The organism is Streptomyces ovatisporus (genome assembly GCF_042653885.1).
GTDB lineage: Bacteria > Actinomycetota > Actinomycetes > Streptomycetales > Streptomycetaceae > Streptomyces > Streptomyces ovatisporus.
Window position 1 is genome coordinate 192,725 of record NZ_JBHSFH010000005.1, and the last position, 16,213, is coordinate 208,937.

The window sequence follows — 16,213 nt, forward strand, 5'->3', positions numbered from 1 at the left end:
TTCGGATCGACGCGCGCCGGACGGGCGTCGTCAATTCCGAAGCCGCCGGGGGCTGTTAGGCAAACGAGCGCTGATTTCGAACAGGTATTTCATTTACTGGACGTGCGCGGGGCCGAGCGGTGCCAGCGGGAGAGCAGCCCTTCCGGCACTTCATCAGCAGTCAGCGCGAACACCAGATGGTCACGCCACGCACCGTCGATATGCAGATAACGGGGCCTCAACCCCTCTTCGCGGAAGCCCAGTTTCTCCACGACCCGGCGGCTGGGGGCGTTCTCGGGGCGGATGCAGATCTCGATGCGGTGGAGCCCAACCGTGCGGAAACAGTGGTCCGTTGCGAGCGCGACAGCGGTCGGCATCACTCCGCGTCCCGCTACTTCGCGGTCGACCCAGTAGCCGATGTGTCCCGAACACATCGACCCCCAGGTGATCCCCGCGACCGTCAACTGACCTGCCAGGCGCCCCTGGTGCTCCACGACGAACGGCAGCATCCGCCCCGCCTGAGCCTCCCCCCGGAGGTGCCGCACCATCTGCCGGTACGTCGGTCGGCGCGGCGGCATGAGCCCCGCGGGCGCTGGCGGGATCGTGGCCTCCCAGGGGCGCAGCCAGTCGCGGTTGCGCTGGTTCACCTCGCGCCAGGCACGCTGGTCGCGCAGCCTTATGGGACGGAGGGCGGTGGCACCGTCCGTCAGTACGACCGGCCAGGACGCGTTCAGTTGGGGGCCCCTCTGGGGTGATCGCCTCCGTGGATCTGGTCGACTGCGTGAACCAGCAGGCGACGGAGGACGGCGAGCCCGTCGCGTACTCCGCCGGACGAGCCCGGCAGGTTGACGATCAGAGTGCTGCGGGCGACGCCCGCAACTCCCCGCGACAGGGCCGCAGTCGGCACCTTGCCGGCCCCCTCCGCGCGGATCGCCTCCGCGATCCCCGGGATCTCGTAGTCCAGGAGCCGGCGCGTCATCTCGGGAGTCAGGTCCGTGGGGGAGAGTCCGGTACCGCCGGTGGTGAGGATGACGTCGTAGCGGGCGTTGACCGCTGCGGTCAGCACCTCGGCGACGGGTTCGCCGTCCGGTACGACGCTCGGGCCCTCCGTCTCGAAGCCCATGGCGGCGAGGCCCTCGACGAGGAGCGGGCCGCCCTCGTCCTCGTAGACCCCGTCGGCGGCCCGGTTCGAGGCCGTGACGGCCAGGGCACGGTAGGAGTGCTGCGCGGGGTTCATCAGCCGGTTCCCTCCTGAGTGGGCCGCCCGCCCTCGGAATCAGCCGGGGACGGGCTCGAATTCGCTCCGGATCGCGTCCAGTTGCCGGATCGGCCGCCGGACTTCTCCTCCACCCGCACGTCCGCGATCACGGCTGACTTGTCGACGGCCTTCACCATGTCGATCACGGTGAGGGCGGCGACGGTCACGGCCGTCAACGCCTCCATCTCCACACCCGTACGGTCCGTGGTCTTCACCTGTGCGGTGATCTCGACGGCGTCGTCCGCGACCGAAAGATCGACTTTGACGCCCGAGAGTGCGAGCGGATGGCACAACGGGACGAGATCCGGTGTCCTCTTTGCTCCCATGATGCCCGCGATCCGGGCCGTGGCCAGTGCGTCGCCCTTGGGGACCCCTTCACCGCGCAGCAGTTCCACCACGCGTGGCGAGACGAGGACTCTGCCGGCCGCACGCGCGGTGCGAGCGGTGACGTCCTTCGCGGAGACATCGACCATGCGGGCGGCCCCACCCTCGTCGATGTGGGTCAGGTGCTGCTGTTCGGCGCTGTTCAATCGTTCTCCCGGAACCGTCCCTGTGACCGGATACGGTACCGGGCCGACGGCGCCCCGGCGCCGTCCCGGGCGTACCGCCCAGGACGGGAGCCGGGCCGGGACCCCGGGTCGGGGGAGGTCCGGGGCCGAGGACGGGGCCGATGACGGGGCCGATGACGGGGCTTGCCGTACGGGCGGGGACGTGCCCTAGTCGAGCAGCACGACGGTCACCTCTTCGCCGGCAGCCAGGAGCGTCGTCTTCTCCGGGACGTCGATCAGTACGTTCGCCTGCGCGAGGGCCGCGATCAGGTGGGAGCCGGAGCCCCCGACGGGACGCACCGCGCCGTGGGTCTCCCCCGCCGCCGGCGGGAGGTAACTGCCGCGGAGGAACTGCCGTTTGCCGTCCGGGGAGGTGAGGGGCTCCTCGGTCTCCAGCCGGGCACGGGCGGTCTCGCGGCGTACGGAGGCGCGCCCCATCAGCGCCCGCACCGCGGGCCTGACGAACAGCTCGAAGGAGACGTACGCGCTCACCGGGTTGCCGGGCAGAGCCAGCACCGGCGTGCGCTCCGGGCCGATCAGGCCGAAGCCCTGGGGCTTGCCGGGCTGCATGGCCAGCCGGCGGAACTCCACGCTTCCGCTGCCCTCGTCGATCTTGGAGAGCACTTCCTTGACCACGTCGTACGCGCCCACGCTGACACCGCCGCTCGTGACGATGAGGTCCGCCCGGATGAGCTGGTCCTCGATCGTGGCGCGGAGCGTGTCCGCGTCGTCGGCGACGGCACCGACGCGGTAGGAGATCGCGCCGGCGTCGCGGGCCGCGGAGGTCAGTACGAAGCTGTTGGAGTCGTAGATCTGGCCGGAACCCAACTGCTCGCCGGGCGGCACGAGTTCGCTCCCCGTGGAGAGGACGACCACACGGGGGCGCGGGCGGACCCGTACGCTGCCGCGTCCGATCGCGGCCAGCAGACCGACCTGGGGCGGGCCCAGGACCGTACCGGCGCTGAGCGCGAGCGCCCCCGCCTGGACATCGCTGCCGCGGGGACGGACGTGCCGGCCCGCCGGGACGGGGCGGTGGACGCGGACCTCGCCGGCACCGCCCGCCGGGTCGGCGCTGCGGGCGTTCATGGAGTCCACCGGGCCGCCGCCGAGACCGCCGTCGGTCCACTCCACGGGGACGACGGCCTCCGCGCCCGGCGGCATCGCGGCACCCGTCATGATGCGGGCGGCCTGGCCGGGGCCCACGACGGGGAGGTCTCCGCTGCCCGCCGCCACGTCCCCTATGACGGCCAGCACCGCGGGGAATTCCTCGGAGGCCCCCTCGACGTCGGCGGTACGCACGGCGTAGCCGTCCATCGAGCTGTTGTCGAAGGGAGGCAGCGACGTCGGCACCGGGACGTCCTCGACGAGCACGCACCCCTGCGCGTCGAGGAGTTGGAGCTCGATGGGCTCCAACGGGCGCACGCTGCGCAGGATGTCGTCCAGATGCTCCTCGACCGACCAGGTCTCGCTCAACGGCTCACATCTCCTCGGTGACGAAACTCCGCAGCCAGTCCCGGAAGTCCGGGCCCAGGTCCTCACGTTCGCATGCCAGTCTGACGATGGCGCGCAGATAGTCTCCCCGGTCTCCGGTGTCGTAGCGCCTGCCGCGGAAGACCACACCGTGCACCGGTCCGCCGAGTGAGGGCTCCGCGGCGAGGGTCTGCAGGGCGTCGGTGATCTGGATCTCGCCGCCGCGGCCCGGTTCGGTCTTGCGCAGCACCTCGAAGACGGCCGGGTCGAGCACGTAGCGGCCGATGATCGCGAGGTTGGAGGGCGCCTCCGCGCTCGACGGCTTCTCGACGAGATCGGAGATCTGGACGACGTCCTCCTCGCCGGTCGGATGCGCGGCTGCGCAGCCGTAGAGGTGGATGCTCTCCGGCTCGACCTCCATGAGCGCGACGACGCTGCCGCCGTGCTGCTCGCGCACCTGCGTCATGCGTGTGAGCAGCGGGTCGCGCGGATCGATCAGGTCGTCGCCGAGCAGTACGGCGAAGGGTTCGTCGCCCACGTGCGGCGCCGCGCAGAGAATGGCGTGCCCGAGGCCGCGGGGGTCGCCCTGGCGCACGTAGTGCATCGTCGCCAGGTCGCTGGACTCCTCCACCTTGCTGAGCTTGGTCGCGTCGCCCTTGTCGCGCAGAACCTGTTCCAGTTCGTAATTGCGGTCGAAATGGTCCTCAAGAGGGCGCTTGTTGCGGCCGGTGACCATCAGAACGTCGGACAACCCGGCGGAGACGGCTTCCTCGACCACATACTGGATCGCTGGCTTGTCGACGACCGGCAGCATCTCCTTGGGCGTGGCCTTGGTGGCCGGCAGGAAGCGGGTGCCCAAACCCGCTGCCGGGATGACAGCCTTGCTGATCTGTGCTCGGGAAGTAGTCATGTCCCGCACGATAACCGGAGGCTTTGCCCGGAAGGTAAGGCTTCGCTCCGATATGTAGCGGTGTGAGCATGCATGCTCATGCCGGAAGGGACCGGCCCGCCAGTGAGCCCGACCGACGGTAGTAAGCGCGCGTTGCGGGAGAGCATCCTCGCGGTGAGAGCCCGGTTGACTGCCCACGACGCGGAGGCGACGGCGACCGTCCTCTCGGAGCGAGCCCTGGAACTGCCCGAGTTGGCGGAGGCACGGAGCGTGGCGGCGTACGTCTCCGTGGGCCGTGAACCGGGGACGCTGCCCCTGCTGGAGGCTCTGCACGCGCAGGGCGTGCGCGTGCTGCTGCCGGTGCTGCTGCCGGACAACGACCTGGACTGGGCCGCGTACGAGGGTACGCACCGGCTCGAACGGGCCGGGCGGGGGCTGCTGGAGCCGGACGGGCCGCGGCTCGGCCCGGACGCGGTGACGGAGGCCGACGTGGTGCTGCTGCCCGGACTCGCCGTCGACGGGAAGGGCATCAGGCTGGGGCGCGGCGGCGGGTCGTACGACCGGGTGTTGGCACGGATCGGGGCGTCCGGCGCGCGGCCCGCCCTCGCCGTCCTGCTCTACGACGCCGAACTGGTCGGCAGCGTACCGGCGGAGCCGCACGACCTGCCCGTCGCCGCCGCGGTGACGCCCTCCGGTATCCACCGCTTCGAGGCTCCGCCGCCGCACCACCGCGGCTGAACGGACGCCCGGCGGGCCCGGAGACGAAGACCTCGACTGCCACCGGGCTGCAACTCCGCCCCGCCTACGGCGTGAACGCCATCTTGTCCTCGGTGGCCTTCTCGACGGCCTTCTCGCTGAACGCCCACTTCAGCGTCGCGCCCTCGGACCATTTGTCCATCTGGTCGACGTAGTGCGGGTTGTAGGTGTGCCCGGAGGCGCCGGTGAGGTTGATCCAGCGCGACTTGTCGAAGTTCTCGAGGTTGACGACCATCCGCATCGAGGGCACCCACACCACTTCGTAGCCGCCGGCGGCGTTCCACCCGGTGGCGTTGACGGCGTCCTCGCCGCCGCCGAGGTCCCAGGGGCCGCGGTTGAGAAGCCACTGCATGAAGCCCGGACCGTCCGTTCCGATGGTCTGGTTCTTCAGCAGCAGGTGGTGCAGGCGACCCCAGCTCCAGGTGTCTATGTCCTTGCCGAGCTTCGAGGTCAGCTCCCAGCGGGCGTTCTTCATGGCGTGCGCGAGGAGCTCGTCACGGTTCTGGTCGCCGGGACGGCCCTTGTTGTCGGGGGTCTTCCACCAGTCGCTGTCGGAGTCCTTGATGAGCTTGCGTACGACTTCGTACCAGCGGTCCCCGCCGTCGGGCTGTCCGGACGCCGCGTCCCGTACGCCGCATTCGCGCACCAGGCGGGTGTTGCCGCTGAGATCGTCGACAGGGGCGGAGTCGTCTGTGGGACGTACGTTCAGACAGTCGCCCTTGACGCGCAGCTCCTTGGGGAGCTTGTTGCCGAAGGCGAGAAGCAGCATGTTGCGCCATACGGCGTTGAAGTACGCGGCCGGTGCCGAATCGCGGTCCTGGGTGTAGTCCCAGCCTTCGAGCAGCCGCTGCGCCTCGCGTACGTAGCCGTCCTTCACGTCGATCTTCAGCAGGTACGGCACGAGCAGCTTGGCGATCTCGCTGCTGTTGTCCATCTGCATGGTCTGCATGTCGTTCGTGGAGATCTTGCCGCCGTCTTCGATCTTCGACTTGATCAGGTCGTTGATCCGCTGGCTGCGTGTGCCGTAGCTCCAGTCCTTGGTGAGCATGTAGGGGTACTTCTTCTCATCCACGACGGCCTGGTTGGCGGTGACTATGTAGCCGCGTTCGGGGTTGTACTCCCAGGGCAGCGCGTCCTGCGGCACGTAACCCTTCCACCGGTAGCGCGAGTCCCAGCCGGGGACGGGGTAGCGGCCGTCGCCGGCGGCGCGCACGGGGATGCGGCCGGGGGCCTGGTAGCCGATGTTGCCCTTGGTGTCGGCGTAGATCAGGTTCTGTGAGGGCACCGCGAATTCCCGTGCCGCTGCGCGGAAGTCCTTGAAGTCGGACGCCCGGTTGAGCTGGAAGATCGCGTCCATGGACTTGGAGGGACTGAGCGCCGTCCATCGCAGGGAGACCCCGTAGCCGTCGCCGCGGTCGGGGGCCGCGTTGTCCACGGGGGCTTCATCGCCGACCTTGCGCAGTTCGCTGTCACGGTCGGAGATGACGGGGCCGTTGTTCGTCTCGCGCACGGTGATCTCACGGCTCGGCCCGTCGGCCACCTTGATGGTCTCCTGACGGGTCCTGTACGCACGCCGCTTGCCGTCGTACAGATAACCGCCGTCGCGGAACTTCTCCAGGTACAGGTCGGTGACGTCCGCGCCGAGGTTGGTCATGCCCCAGGAGATCTCCTGGTTGTGGCCGATGACGACACCCGGGAGGCCGGCGAAGGTGAATCCCGAGACGTCGTACGGACAGGCCTTGCTCACCGTCCGGCAGTGCAGCCCCATCTGGTACCAGATGGACGGCAACTGCGGCGCGAGGTGCGGATCGTTGGCCAGCAGCGGCTTACCGGTCGTCGTGTGCTCCCCCGACACGACCCAGGAGTTGGAACCGATACCGCTGTTGCTGGGGCCCAGCAGCGCGGGCACCTTGTCGAGCTGCGTCGCCACGGAGCTCAGCTGGGAGTTCGCGTTCCGCACGGCCTCCTGGGCCGCGCCCGCGCCGCCGCGGGGCGTGACGGAAGAACTTCTGCCCGGGACGAACTTCTTGCTGCCGGCTCTGGCTTCGCTGTCGACGATCGGCTCGTGCCGGTCCACGGGATATTCCGGGTACAGCTCCTCGATCTGCTGCCGGGTCAGCCGGCTCGACATCAGCGACCGGTCGATCTCGGACTTCATGTTCGTGCGGAGATCCCACGCCATGGCCTTCAGCCAGGCCACCGAGTCGACGGGGCTCCACTTGTGCGGGGTGTAGTCGTTCGAGAGCTCCAGGGCCCCGTACTCGACGGAGGCGGCGGTCCCCTTGTGATCCTTCAGGTAGGCGTTGACACCCGCGGAGTACGCCCTGAGGTTGGCCTTCGCCGACGGCGAGAGACTCGCGTACTCCTTCTCCGCGACCCGGCGCCAGCCGAGCGTGCGCAGGAAGGCGTCGGTCTTGACCTGACTCGCGCCGAACATCTCGGACAGACGTCCGGCTGTCGTGTGCCGTCGTACGTCCATCTCCCAGAACCGGTCCTGGGCCTGCACGTACCCCTGGGCGGTGAAGAGATCCCTCGAACTGTCCGCGTAGATCTGGGGGATGCCCTCACGGTCCCGCTGGACGGTCACCGGGTCGTCGAGCCCCTTGAGCTTCAGCGAACCGGTTGTCTGCGGGAACGAGTCCCGCACGGAACTTATGGACCAGAACGTGCCGCCCCCGATACCGGCCACGAGCAGCAGCACGACTGCGATCACGATCAGACGGGCGCGTCGCGAGGTCTTCTTGGCGGGCATCTCTGTCCTTCGAGGGCAGGGTGGACCTGGGGCGTGCAGACCGGGTTCGAATTCACGCTGGAGCAACCATAGGCGGAGCCTTCCCAGCGCTACACAGGGAGTCACCGGCGAACCCGGAGGGAAGTTCAAGCGATGGTAAATTGTTAGCCACGCGAACGATTTGGCGGATCTGCAAGGGACTTCGCCGCGATCAGGAAAGGATCTGCCCCTGACTGTCGACCGCCTCAACCAACTCCTGCTCCTCAGCACCCTCGTCCTGCTCTTCGCGGTCGCCGCCGTCAGGCTCTCCTCCCGCAGCGGACTGCCGAGTCTGCTGGTCTACCTCGGGATCGGGATCGCCATCGGCCAGGACGGTCTCGGCGTGCAGTTCGACGACACCGCACTGACGAGGACCCTCGGCTACGCCGCCCTCGTCGTGATCCTCACCGAGGGCGGACTCAGCACCAAGTGGCGGGAGATCCGTCCGGCCGTGCCGGCAGCCGCGGTGCTGTCGACCGTGGGCGTGGCAGTGAGCGTCGCAGTCACAGCATCCGCCGCCCATTACCTCGTCGGCCTCAATTGGCAGACGTCGCTGCTGATGGGCGCCGTGGTCTCCTCCACGGACGCGGCGGCCGTCTTCTCCGTACTGCGCAAGGTTCCGCTGCCGAAGCGGCTCACCGGCGTGCTGGAGGCGGAGTCGGGATTCAACGACGCCCCCGTCGTGATCCTCGTCGTCTCCCTCTCCGCGCACGACTTCGCCTCGGTCCACTGGTACGTGCTGGTCGCGGAGATCGCGCTGGAGCTGGCCATCGGGCTGATCGTCGGACTCGCGGTCGGCAAGCTGGGCGAACTGGGCCTGGGGCGGGTGGCCCTGCCCTCGTCGGGCCTCTACCCGATCGCTGTGATGGCGCTGTGCGTGCTGTCGTACGCGGGCGGAGCGATCGCGCACGGCTCCGGGTTCCTCGCGGTCTACGTCACGTCACTGATCCTGGGCAACGCGCGGCTGCCCCACCGTCCCGCTGTACGCGGCTTCGCCGACGGACTGGCGTGGATCGCACAGATCGGCCTCTTCGTCCTGCTGGGCCTCCTGGTCACCCCGCACGACCTGCTCGACGACGTCGCACCCGCGATCGTCGTCGGCCTGGTCCTCACCGTGATCGCACGTCCACTGTCGGTGGTGTGCAGCATGCTGCCCTTCGACCAACGCTGGCGGGACCAGGCACTGCTGTCCTGGGCAGGACTGCGCGGCGCCGTGCCCATCGTGCTCGCGACGATCCCGCGGGTGGCCGAAGTCCGGGACAGCGAACGGATCTTCAACATCGTCTTCGTGCTCGTGATCATCTTCACGGCGGTGCAGGGCCCGACCCTTCCGTGGCTGGCGCGGAAGCTGCAGCTCGGCGACAGCGAGGAACCGCTGGACATCGACATCGAATCCGCCCCGCTGGAACGGCTGCGCGGCCATCTGCTCTCTGTGGCGGTCCCCGGACACTCCAAGATGCACGGTGTCGAAGTCGGCGAACTGCGCCTGCCACCTGGCGCCGCGGTCACTCTGGTCGTACGCGACGGCAACAGCTTCGTGCCACTGCCGACGACCATGCTGCAGCACGGAGACGAACTGCTGGTGGTGGCGACCGACCCGGTACGCGACGCGGCAGAGCAACGGCTGCTGGACGTCGGCCAGGGCGGCAAGCTGGCCGGCTGGCTGAAGCCGGACCGGGAAGGCCGGGCCGGCAGCCGGGATACGCGCGGCCCCAGGCGCCGCCGGGACTCCGGCTCGGGCCCCGGCCCACGGGACTCCGGCGGTTCCCGGAAACCCTGGGACCTGCGGAAGCACTGAGCGGCTGAGCGCCGGCCCAGGACGGGCTGTGCGCTGCGTCGGGAAGTTCTCGCCTGCTCACGGGGATTCCCCTCGTGGCACAGGCCGCTATCCTGCGTGACGGCAAGACATTTCACCGATCCTGCCTGATGCAGGGCTGGCGCGACCGGAGGTACGCGCAAGAGGACAGCCCTCGGCGGACAGCCCTCGGTGCGAGCGGCGCGCTACCAGGCGGCAGAGAGGCCCGGCCGTGACGACTCCGGCCACCCCGACCGACGAACGCCGCCCCGGCTACCGCGACTTGCTGCGTACGCCAGGGGCGTGGCGCTTCGTGATCCCGGGCTTTCTGGCGCGGCAGCCGATCGCCATGCTGGGCATCGGCACCGTGCTGCTCGTCGAGCACACAACCGGCTCGTACGGAGCCGCAGGCATCGTCACAGCGATTTCCGGTGTCGCCATGGCACTGATCGCGCCGCAGAGCGGAAAGCTCACCGACCGTTTCGGGCAGAGAGCGGTCCTTGTACCGGCCGTCCTCCTGCACGCGTTGACGGTGTCACTGCTGATCGTGCTGGCGCTGCGCGACGCGCCTCTGTGGGCTCTGTTCGCCGCAGCCGTGCCCGCCGGAGCAACCACCCCGCCCATCAGCCCGATGGTGCGGGCCCGTTGGTCGGCGTCCCTGGACGACAGTTCGCCGCTGATGACGACTGCGGCTGCTTTCGAGTCGGTGACGGACGAGTTCACCTTCATCGTGGGACCCGTGCTGACGACCGCGCTGTGCACGACGGTGCATCCGGCTGCGGGGCTGGTCGCGGAAGCGTTCCTGATCCTGGGCGGGGGGCTCTTCTTCGCCGCTCAGCGGGGGACACAGCCGCCGAAGGCGCTCGGGCAGGAAGGGACGAGCGGGAAGAAGGCCCGACGGGACAGTGCCACGCGTACGGACAGTGGTTCCGGTCCGGACAGTGGTCCGGGTGCGGGAGGTGCCCGTCCGCATGCGAAGGACGGCGGGCGGTCCGCGCTGAGCCTCCCGGGCGTACGCGTTCTCATCCCGGCGCTGCTGGGCATCGGCAGCGTCTTCGGAGGCATGCAGGTCTCTATTGCGGCGGTCACACAGTTCGCCGGCCAGCCGGAGCTCAACGGCGTGCTGTACGGCATATTCGCCACCGGCAACACGCTGGCCGCAGTGGCCGTGGGGACGATCCGCTGGAGGCGCAGCGCACAGGCCCGGCTGCTGATCGCCTACCCCGTGCTCGTGCTGGCGACCGCGGCGCTGGCCGCCGCGGCGCAGCTGACCCCGTGGCTGGCGCTGCTGGGTGCGCTCGGGCTGGTGGCGGGGCTCTGTGTCGCACCGTCCATGATCACCGGTTTCACACTCGTCGAACTGCTGGTGCCCGCGGCAGTCCGTACGGAGGCGTTCACCTGGCTGACAGGAGCGGTGGCGCTCGGACAGGCCGCCGGCTCGATGGCGGCCGGACAGCTGACGGACGGCTTCGGCGCCGGCGCGGGATTCCTCGCCCCTGCGGCCGGTACTGGGCTGGCACTGACCGCGCTCGTCGTCTTCCGCCGTCGGCTGGCCGACCGGCGCGGCGGGCGGGGCTCCGCGCGTGGGGTGAGTCACCGTGCACCTGTCACGGTGGACTGACGCGCGGGAATACTGCAATATGGAGCGTCGTTAGCACTCACCGAGTAAGAGTGCCAGGAGGAAGAGACGTGCCGACGTACCAGTACCAGTGCACCCAGTGCGGCGAGGGCCTCGAGGTGGTGCAGAAGTTCACCGACGACTCACTGACCGAGTGCCCCGCGTGCGAGGGCCGCCTGAAGAAGGTCTTCTCGGCTGTCGGCATCGTCTTCAAGGGCTCCGGCTTCTACCGCAACGACAGCCGCAGCTCCACGTCGACCTCGGCGTCCGGGTCCTCGGGCTCCTCCGACACCTCCGCCAAGAGCAACGGCGGCAGCTCGTCGTCCTCGAAGTCCCCGGGCGACTCCGGTTCCTCGAGCTCCGGTTCGGACGCCTCGAAGTCGGGCTCGTCCGGCGACAGCAGCTCCAAGAGCACCAGCAAGGCGGGCACTTCGGCCGCCTGACGGTTCCGCCGGGCTCCGCGCCCGGCACCGTCCCGCTCACTCCGGGCCTGGCCTTAGGGTGGTCCGTATGAGCGAACAGGCTGAGATCGGCGTCATCGGCGGCTCCGGCTTCTACTCCTTCCTCGACGACGTGACCGAGATCACGGTCGACACCCCGTACGGCGCCCCGAGCGATTCGCTCTTCCTGGGCGAGCTGGCCGGGCGGCGGGTCGCCTTCCTCCCCCGCCACGGCCGTAAGCACCACCTGCCACCGCACCGCATCAACTACCGCGCCAACATGTGGGCGTTGCGCTCCGCGGGCGTACGCCAGGTGCTGGGGCCGTGTGCCGTCGGCGGGCTCCGGCAGGAGTACGGACCGGGCACGCTGCTGATACCGGACCAGCTGGTCGACCGGACGAAGGCGCGCGTACAGACGTACTTCGACGGGGAAGCCCTGCCCGACGGGTCCGTGCCGAACGTCGTGCACCTGACCTTCGCCGACCCCTACTGCGAGACCGGGCGCCAGGCCTGCCTCTCCGCTGCCCGTGAAGACGGCTGGGAGGCGGTGGACGGCGGCACGCTGTGCGTCGTCGAAGGTCCCCGTTTCTCCACCCGCGCCGAGTCCCACTGGCACGCGGCTCAGGGCTGGTCGGTCGTCGGCATGACGGGCCACCCCGAGGCGGCACTGGCCCGCGAACTCGGGCTCTGCTACGCGTCACTCACCCTCGTCACCGACCTGGACGCCGGGGCCGAGACGGGAGAGGGCGTCTCGCACGAGGAGGTACTGCGGGTCTTCGGGGAGAACGTGGGGCGGCTGCGGAAAGTGCTCTTCGACGCGGTCGGCAAGCTGCCTGCGGAGCGCTCGTGCAGCTGTTCCGAGGCGCTGGGCGGACTGGACCCGGGCATCGAACTGCCGTAGCCGGCGAAGCGGCCGGCGCGGTGCCTGTGCCTGTGCTTGTGCCGGTGCCTGAGTAGCCAGCCCTCGGCCACGGGCCCGGAAGGACGACGGCTCACCGGCACCCGTACGGGTGCCGGTGTTGTCCACAACTGCCTTGCTGTCCACAGTTTTCAGCTGATTTCGAAGACGCCGGGCGAATTGCTGCACTGTGACGTCAGAAGCGGGAAGCAGAGATCCTCTGACGGCAGGCGGTGAGCGTGGTGTCCCGGAATTTCCAGCCCGGGCGGGGGTCCCGGCGCGAGCGCGGCGGCGACGAGCCGGACGGCCGCGGCAGGAGTGGCGGCGGTGACCACGGCGGGAGCGGCGGAGAGCGCGAAGGGACCGGTGCGGATCGGAGCGGCGGTGGTCCCCGCACGCAGGGACGGGGAAACGGCGTCGTTCCCGACCTCACGCCGGTGCGTGCGGGCGGGGGCGGCAGTCACCGCATGCGGCGGCTCGTCCACGGGCGGCGGCGCGCCGCAGCGGCCGGACTGGCAGTCGTCGCAGCCGCGTTGGCGGCCTCCGCCGCCCGCGGAGAAGGTGCCGGCGAGAGCCGGGCGAGCCGGCCGGACGGCGCTGGGTCCACCCGCGCGGATTCGGCGTCAGGGACGCGTGCACACCGCCCGCGCGCGCCTGATCCCGGGCCCGCTCCGGCATCCGTCTCCGCCCCGGTGCGCATTGCGGACGCCGCCACCGTACGGCTGCTGCGTCCCGGCGACAGGGTGGATGTGGTCGCGTCCGAGGAGGGTTCCGCTTCCCCGCGGACAGTGGCGAGGGGGGCCAGGGTGGAGAGGCTGCCCGAGCACATGGAGACTGATCCGGTCGACGGAGCGCTCGTCGTGCTGGCCGTGCCGCGCAGGACTGCGACCGCACTCGCCGGGGCGGCGGTCACCTCCCGGTTGGCGGTGACGCTGTGCTGAGAGCCGCGCCGGGGGCGAACCGTCGGCCGATACGGAACGAGCTCGGAGAGAGGCGGGGCAAAGATCGTTATGCCGGATTCCGAAAGCGAGAAGAAGAGTCTGCTGGCGGGGTTCAGGGAATTCCTGATGCGCGGCAACGTGGTCGAACTGGCCGTGGCCGTCGTCGTGGGAACCGCCTTCAGCAAAATCGTGGATTCGGTCGTCAAGGGCCTGATCAACCCGCTTGTGGGGGCCATAGGAACGAAGGACCTGGACAAGTACAGGTCCTGTCTGAAGGCGCCTTGCGAGATCAACAAGGCCACCGGCGAGGTGACGAGCGGTGTGCCGATCAACTGGGGACCGGTCCTCAGCGCCTCGCTGACGTTCCTGATCACCGCCGCGGTCGTCTACTTCCTCATGATCCTGCCGATGTCGAAGTACAAGGAACGGCAGGCCGCCAAGAACGCGACGCCCGAGGCACCGGCGGAACTCAACGAGGTGGACCTGCTGGCCGAGATCCGCGACCTTCTCGCGGCGCAGCAGACCGGCTCGGTCAACTCGGCCGGCACCGCGGACGTGGCGGGTGCCGTAGGAGCACAGCGGGACGGCCCGGACATCCGCAAGGAATAGGTCCTCCCGTCCGGCGTCAGGAGGGACGAAGCACGCACCGCCTGCTGGGAGACGCAGGTCACATCCGTCCCTGTCACATCCTGCCGAGCCGTTCCGTCATGGGTGTGAAAGCACTGACAAACGGCAGAGGAGTCCTTCATGGAAGCCCGCTTGAACGTCTTCGGCAGCGCGATGGCAGAGAAGGTCGTGAAGCACCTCGTCGCGGCGAACCAGGTGGTCTCGCAGTCGACGCTGCCTGGCTCGACGCAGGAGCTGATGAAGCTCCGGGCGAGTCAGATCAACGGCTGCGGCTTCTGCACCGACATGCACACGAAGGACGCCGTCGCCGCCGGTGAGGATTCGGTGCGTCTCAGCCTGGTCGCTGCGTGGCGTGAGGCCAAGGTCTTCACCGAGGCCGAGCGCGCAGCTCTGGAGCTGACGGAGCAGGGCACCCGCATCGCGGATGCGGCCGGTGGTGTCACGGACGAGGCCTGGGCGAATGCCGCCAAGCACTACGACGAGGAGCAGCTCACCGCGATGGTGTTCCTGATCTCGCTCATCAACGCCTTCAACCGGACGAACGTCATGGTCCAGCAGCCCGCCGGCGACTACCAGGTGGGTCAGTTCGGATAGGGAGCGCCTGCCCCGGAGCGCCGGTGTCGCGGCCCTTGCCCGTGGCTCGTCAGCAGGGCGACCCCGTCGTCTGACGGTCGCTGCCCCGGGCGCCGGACGCCGGGCTCCCGGACGCCTGCCCGGCGCTCCGGCGGCCCGGCCGACGAGAAGCCCTGCCGGCCAGACGCAGGTCTCTTCGGAGGGCGTCACAGGTGGTGCGGTGGCTTCTCCTCCAGAAAACGGGCGAGATCCGCCGCCGCGTCTCCCCCGCTGCCGCCGGGCGCTGCACCGCTGCCGCCGGTCCGATCTCCCCAGCCGCTGTCGGTGTCGTCCGCGGAACGCATGCTGAGCGGATCGCCGAAGTCCAGCGCGGCGGCGGCGTCGGGGGTCCGTCGGGAACCGGTCGTCATGCCACAAGCGTACGGGCCGCCCGCGACCCTGGTATCCATGCCGCATGACGACTCAGGACGCACTGACAGACGTGCGGGGCCTTCGGGTGGGGCACGCGCAGCGGACCGGGGACGACCGGCCGGGCTGGCTGAGCGGTACCACGGTGGTGCTCACTCCGGAGGGCGGTGCCGTCGCCGGTGTCGACTCCCGCGGAGGTGCTCCGGGCACGCGGGAGACGGACGCGCTGGATCCGCGGAACGTGGTGGAGCGCATTCACGCGGTGGTGCTGACCGGCGGCAGCGCCTTCGGGCTCGACTCCGTCGCGGGCGTGATGAGCTGGCTGGAGGAGCAGGGCCGCGGCGTACCGGTCGGGAGCCACCCGGCGCAGGTCGTCCCTGTCGTGCCTGCGGCTGTCCTCTTCGACCTCGGACGTGGTGGGGGCTGGCGGTCCCGGCCGGACGCGACGCTGGGACGGGAAGCGGTGGAAGCCGCAAGCCGGACGGAGCCCGGAGCGCCGGTTCGCCAGGGCAATGTGGGGGCGGGCACCGGTGCCGTGGTGGGCGGGCTCAAGGGCGGGATCGGCTCGGCGAGCACCGTGCTCCCTTCCGGGGTGACGGTGGGCGTACTGGCGGCCGTCAACGCGGCCGGTTCGGCGCTGGACCCCGCAACCGGCGTCCTCTACGGGGAGATGTGGGACGGGCGTCCGCCCCGCGTGCCCGGCTCCGCCGCGCACGAGGAGGCGCAGCGTCGGCTGGCACAGGCGCAGCAGGAGACGGGCAGACGCTCGGCCGGGGTGCTGCGTCCCCCCTTCAACACGACGCTGGCCGTGGTGGCGACGGATGCGGCGCTCACAAGGGCACAGGCACAGAAGCTGGCGGGCACCGCTCACGACGGGCTGGCCAGAGGTGTACGGCCCGTGCACCTCATGCACGACGGGGACACCGTCTTCGCCCTCTCGACCGGCGAACGCCCCCTTGAGGGAACGGAGTTGAACGACGTGCTGGCCGCGGGGGCCGACGGGCTGACCCGTGCTGTGGTGAAGGCCGTGCTGGCAGCGGACAGCGTGGACGGACCCGGTGGGGTCTTCCCCTCGTACCGCGACCTGTACGCCCGTCCGGCGGCGGGGTCGGAAGGGCCGGCCGTCTCCGGCAGTGCCTGACCTCGGGAGTTCAGGCCGGAGCGAGCACCTCCAGGTGCGCACGGCGATGTTCGGGGGCGCCGACGGGCGAAGTCCGAGGCGGGACCGCACCTGACAGGCACC

At 69.9% G+C, this 16,213-nt stretch carries 16 protein-coding genes; 9 read left to right on the forward strand and 7 right to left on the reverse strand.

The genetic code is table 11. The features are described 5' to 3' along the window. Positions 1-89: 89 nt before the first annotated feature. The 5 genes from ACFPA8_RS09300 to galU form a co-directional block, all read right to left on the reverse strand. Positions 90-713: a GNAT family N-acetyltransferase gene (locus ACFPA8_RS09300; protein WP_386446275.1), complete on the reverse strand. Its 624-nt coding sequence runs from the start codon at positions 711-713 to the stop codon at positions 90-92. Further along, positions 710-1,216: a MogA/MoaB family molybdenum cofactor biosynthesis protein gene (locus ACFPA8_RS09305; RefSeq protein ID WP_386445167.1), complete on the reverse strand. Its 507-nt coding sequence runs from the start codon at positions 1,214-1,216 to the stop codon at positions 710-712. The genes ACFPA8_RS09300 and ACFPA8_RS09305 overlap by 4 nt, the downstream gene beginning before the upstream one ends. Next, the gene (gene moaC, locus ACFPA8_RS09310; RefSeq protein ID WP_386446278.1) at positions 1,216-1,710 is read right to left on the reverse strand and encodes a cyclic pyranopterin monophosphate synthase MoaC; all 495 of its coding nucleotides are present in this window, start codon (positions 1,708-1,710) and stop codon (positions 1,216-1,218) included. Before moaC ends, ACFPA8_RS09305 begins: the two co-directional genes overlap by 1 nt. 243 nt (positions 1,711-1,953) lie before the next feature. Beyond that, a complete protein-coding gene (glp, locus tag ACFPA8_RS09315; RefSeq protein ID WP_386445170.1) occupies positions 1,954-3,258 on the reverse strand; it encodes a molybdotransferase-like divisome protein Glp in 1,305 nt (434 codons plus the stop codon). Between the two features lie 4 nt (positions 3,259-3,262). Beyond that, positions 3,263-4,165: a UTP--glucose-1-phosphate uridylyltransferase GalU gene (galU, locus tag ACFPA8_RS09320; RefSeq protein ID WP_386445173.1), complete on the reverse strand. Its 903-nt coding sequence runs from the start codon at positions 4,163-4,165 to the stop codon at positions 3,263-3,265. 78 nt (positions 4,166-4,243) lie between these two features. Between galU and ACFPA8_RS09325 the strand changes: the two genes are divergently transcribed. Next, positions 4,244-4,882, forward strand: coding sequence for a 5-formyltetrahydrofolate cyclo-ligase (locus ACFPA8_RS09325; protein ID WP_386445176.1), 639 nt, complete (start codon positions 4,244-4,246; stop codon positions 4,880-4,882). Positions 4,883-4,946: 64 nt separating this feature from the next. On the opposite strand, the gene ACFPA8_RS09330 is transcribed toward ACFPA8_RS09325, so the two are convergent. Beyond that, positions 4,947-7,652 (reverse strand): penicillin acylase family protein, encoded by a 2,706-nt coding sequence (locus ACFPA8_RS09330; protein WP_386445179.1) that lies wholly within the window; start codon positions 7,650-7,652, stop codon positions 4,947-4,949. Between the two features lie 160 nt (positions 7,653-7,812). Between ACFPA8_RS09330 and ACFPA8_RS09335 the strand changes: the two genes are divergently transcribed. From ACFPA8_RS09335 to ACFPA8_RS09365, 7 genes are all read left to right on the forward strand, one after another. Then, positions 7,813-9,468 (forward strand): potassium/proton antiporter, encoded by a 1,656-nt coding sequence (locus ACFPA8_RS09335; RefSeq protein ID WP_386445182.1) that lies wholly within the window; start codon positions 7,813-7,815, stop codon positions 9,466-9,468. Positions 9,469-9,697: 229 nt separating this feature from the next. Beyond that, on the forward strand, positions 9,698-11,086 hold the full coding sequence (locus tag ACFPA8_RS09340) for an MFS transporter (RefSeq protein WP_386445185.1): 1,389 nt from the start codon (positions 9,698-9,700) through the stop codon (positions 11,084-11,086). Between the two features lie 68 nt (positions 11,087-11,154). After that, a complete protein-coding gene (locus ACFPA8_RS09345) occupies positions 11,155-11,526 on the forward strand; it encodes an FmdB family zinc ribbon protein (RefSeq protein ID WP_386445188.1) in 372 nt (123 codons plus the stop codon). Positions 11,527-11,593: 67 nt separating this feature from the next. Next, positions 11,594-12,424, forward strand: a complete 831-nt coding sequence (locus ACFPA8_RS09350; protein WP_386445191.1) for an S-methyl-5'-thioadenosine phosphorylase — start codon at positions 11,594-11,596, stop codon at positions 12,422-12,424. A 689-nt stretch (positions 12,425-13,113) separates the two neighbouring features. Beyond that, positions 13,114-13,362, forward strand: coding sequence for a hypothetical protein (locus tag ACFPA8_RS09355; RefSeq protein WP_386445194.1), 249 nt, complete (start codon positions 13,114-13,116; stop codon positions 13,360-13,362). A gap of 69 nt (positions 13,363-13,431) precedes the next feature. After that, positions 13,432-13,971 (forward strand): large conductance mechanosensitive channel protein MscL, encoded by a 540-nt coding sequence (gene mscL, locus ACFPA8_RS09360; protein WP_386445197.1) that lies wholly within the window; start codon positions 13,432-13,434, stop codon positions 13,969-13,971. 138 nt (positions 13,972-14,109) lie between these two features. Continuing rightward, positions 14,110-14,583 (forward strand): carboxymuconolactone decarboxylase family protein, encoded by a 474-nt coding sequence (locus tag ACFPA8_RS09365; RefSeq protein WP_386445200.1) that lies wholly within the window; start codon positions 14,110-14,112, stop codon positions 14,581-14,583. 185 nt (positions 14,584-14,768) lie between these two features. Here ACFPA8_RS09365 and ACFPA8_RS09370 read toward each other — a convergent pair whose 3' ends face one another. Then, positions 14,769-14,972 (reverse strand): hypothetical protein, encoded by a 204-nt coding sequence (locus tag ACFPA8_RS09370; protein ID WP_386445203.1) that lies wholly within the window; start codon positions 14,970-14,972, stop codon positions 14,769-14,771. 44 nt (positions 14,973-15,016) lie between these two features. Here ACFPA8_RS09370 and ACFPA8_RS09375 point away from each other — a divergent pair, with 44 nt between their 5' ends. Continuing rightward, positions 15,017-16,111: a P1 family peptidase gene (locus ACFPA8_RS09375; RefSeq protein WP_386445206.1), complete on the forward strand. Its 1,095-nt coding sequence runs from the start codon at positions 15,017-15,019 to the stop codon at positions 16,109-16,111. The last annotated feature ends 102 nt before the right edge of the window (positions 16,112-16,213 follow it).

Bases quoted from the DNA above. Each gene is read 5' to 3' on its own strand.
- mscL (WP_386445197.1), top strand. From the start codon at position 13,432: ATGCCGGATTCCGAAAGCGAGAAGAAGAGTCTGCTGGCGGGGTTCAGG.
- ACFPA8_RS09325 (WP_386445176.1), top strand. From the start codon at position 4,244: ATGCCGGAAGGGACCGGCCCGCCAGTGAGCCCGACCGACGGTAGTAAG.
- moaC (WP_386446278.1), bottom strand. From the start codon at position 1,710: ATGGTCGATGTCTCCGCGAAGGACGTCACCGCTCGCACCGCGCGTGCG.
- galU (WP_386445173.1), bottom strand. From the start codon at position 4,165: ATGACTACTTCCCGAGCACAGATCAGCAAGGCTGTCATCCCGGCAGCG.
- ACFPA8_RS09370 (WP_386445203.1), bottom strand. From the start codon at position 14,972: ATGACGACCGGTTCCCGACGGACCCCCGACGCCGCCGCCGCGCTGGAC.
- ACFPA8_RS09350 (WP_386445191.1), top strand. From the start codon at position 11,594: ATGAGCGAACAGGCTGAGATCGGCGTCATCGGCGGCTCCGGCTTCTAC.
- ACFPA8_RS09305 (WP_386445167.1), bottom strand. From the start codon at position 1,216: ATGAACCCCGCGCAGCACTCCTACCGTGCCCTGGCCGTCACGGCCTCG.
- ACFPA8_RS09365 (WP_386445200.1), top strand. From the start codon at position 14,110: ATGGAAGCCCGCTTGAACGTCTTCGGCAGCGCGATGGCAGAGAAGGTC.
- ACFPA8_RS09375 (WP_386445206.1), top strand. From the start codon at position 15,017: ATGACGACTCAGGACGCACTGACAGACGTGCGGGGCCTTCGGGTGGGG.
- ACFPA8_RS09330 (WP_386445179.1), bottom strand. From the start codon at position 7,652: ATGCCCGCCAAGAAGACCTCGCGACGCGCCCGTCTGATCGTGATCGCA.